This window comes from Streptomyces flavofungini, from assembly GCF_041028215.1.
In the GTDB taxonomy this organism is placed as follows: domain Bacteria; phylum Actinomycetota; class Actinomycetes; order Streptomycetales; family Streptomycetaceae; genus Streptomyces; species Streptomyces flavofungini_B.
Map to the genome: position 1 here is coordinate 1 of NZ_JASKYR010001322.1, position 1,574 is coordinate 1,574.

The 1,574-nt window shown below is 71.9% G+C and carries 4 protein-coding genes; all 4 read right to left on the minus strand.

Annotation, left to right across the window (positions count from 1 at the left end):
• Positions 1-216 precede the first annotated feature (216 nt).
• The 4 genes from AB8Z36_RS40765 to AB8Z36_RS40780 are packed head-to-tail and all read right to left on the minus strand — an operon-like array spanning position 217 to position 1,533.
• The gene (locus tag AB8Z36_RS40765) at positions 217-462 is read right to left on the minus strand and encodes a SpdD protein (RefSeq protein ID WP_369218388.1); all 246 of its coding nucleotides are present in this window, start codon (positions 460-462) and stop codon (positions 217-219) included.
• 25 nt (positions 463-487) lie between these two features.
• Positions 488-682, minus strand: a complete 195-nt coding sequence (locus AB8Z36_RS40770) for a hypothetical protein (RefSeq protein ID WP_369218385.1) — start codon at positions 680-682, stop codon at positions 488-490.
• Positions 683-696: 14 nt separating this feature from the next.
• Positions 697-888 carry a mobile element transfer protein gene (locus AB8Z36_RS40775; protein WP_369218386.1) on the minus strand — a complete coding sequence of 64 codons (192 nt, stop codon included), beginning with the start codon at positions 886-888 and terminating at the stop codon, positions 697-699.
• A gap of 30 nt (positions 889-918) precedes the next feature.
• On the minus strand, positions 919-1,533 hold the full coding sequence (locus AB8Z36_RS40780; protein WP_369218387.1) for a DUF2637 domain-containing protein: 615 nt from the start codon (positions 1,531-1,533) through the stop codon (positions 919-921).
• Positions 1,534-1,574 lie beyond the last annotated feature (41 nt).

Sequence of the window (1,574 nt, forward strand, 5' to 3'; positions counted from 1 at the left end):
GATCGGGTGCGTGCAGCCGCCGAGGCCGGAGAGCTGACGCAGGAGCGCGGGCATGGTGCCGGTTGCGGCCAATTGACCGAGTTCGCGGAGCGGGGGCGGGGTGGCGCGGGTAATGATGGCTTCTCCTTCTGGCTTCGGTCAGGAGGGACAGGGCCCCCGGGGCGGCGGATGCTTGGCGGTATCAGGGCCGCCCCGGGGGCCTGGGGGTACTGGCGACTAGCGGTGCCGCTGGTCGCGGAGCATCGAGCGGATGACGACGGCGCACACCGCGACGGAGATGGCCGACACGGCGACGGCGGCCAAGAGCGCGGTCAGCACGACGCCACCGACGAGGACGGCCACGACCGCTCCGGTAGTGACGGAGATCTGGGGCGCGGACCGCCGCGCGGGGACCGGGTCGGCCACGGTGTGGGGGTGGACGGGCGGCGGCGTCGGACTGTCGGGGTACTTGGGCAGGAACACAGCGAGGATCTTCTTACCTACTCGTCTAGGCATGTGAGCCGTTTACGGCGTCCACGCCGGAGCGCGTACCGGATTCGATGGCCGGGGCCATGAAGGTGTGCGAGAGCCAGAAGCCGAACAGGGCGATCACGACGACGATCCACGTGCGAACGCCGAGGAACTTGACCGCTCCCCAGGCGAAGAAGCCGAGGACGAACACGAGCGGCAGGCTGACGGTCACGGGAGCGGGTCCTTTCAGCGGACGGGGCAGCGGTGGGTGCGGGCGGCCAGCTCGGCGGCGGCGCGGCTGTCGTAGTCGGCGGAGAAGCCGCAGCGCGGGGCCGTGCAGGCGGCGGTGTGCTTCTCGCGGCCACGGCCGTCGTACGCGGTACCGACCTGGACGGGACCGATACGGATGACGGAGCGGAAGCGACGGTTGACGCTCATGTAGATCTCCCTTCAGAGGTTGGAGTGCTTTCAGAGGTGAGCGGCGATGGCGTCGGCCATGGGCATCGGGACGCCGAGGCGGGCGCGCAGGGTGGTGGTGTCGATAGCCGTGCCGGTACGGGCGTGGTGCTCGGTGGCCACTTTGCGGGCGTGGTCGACCAGGGCGGCCGGGACGGGCACGGCGGGCGGAGGAGTCGGGGCCGGAGCGGTGACCGGTGGCGGCGGGGAGTCCGGGGCATCGGTGCCTTCGGGCCCCCGTTCCTCGACCGCGTCCGGCGCGAGCGGCGCCGAGTGCGCGAGGAGCGTCCCGCCGAGGAAGGCGACCGCAGGCCACCCCGCGACGAGGATGCGGAGCCAGGCCGGGACATGGTCCAGGTCGAGCAGACCGGCGGTGGCGACATTCGCGCCCAGGGAGGCCACGAGCGCGATGACGAACCAGCACCAACCCGCGGCTTTGGCGTCACCGGTCCGCAGTCGGCGCCAGGCGGCGACGAGCAGCAGGTCGACCGAGACCGGGTAGGCCCACGCCTTCCACCCGTCCTGTCCGGCCGCCGAGGCGACGTCGTGCAGGTGGGCGAAGGACAGGGCGGCGGCGATGACGGCCTGGACGAGTACCGCGTCGATACGGGCCAGTTGGGCGCGCATGCTGCGGCTCCTTCCGGATTCAGGCATGGGAGGGGTAAGGG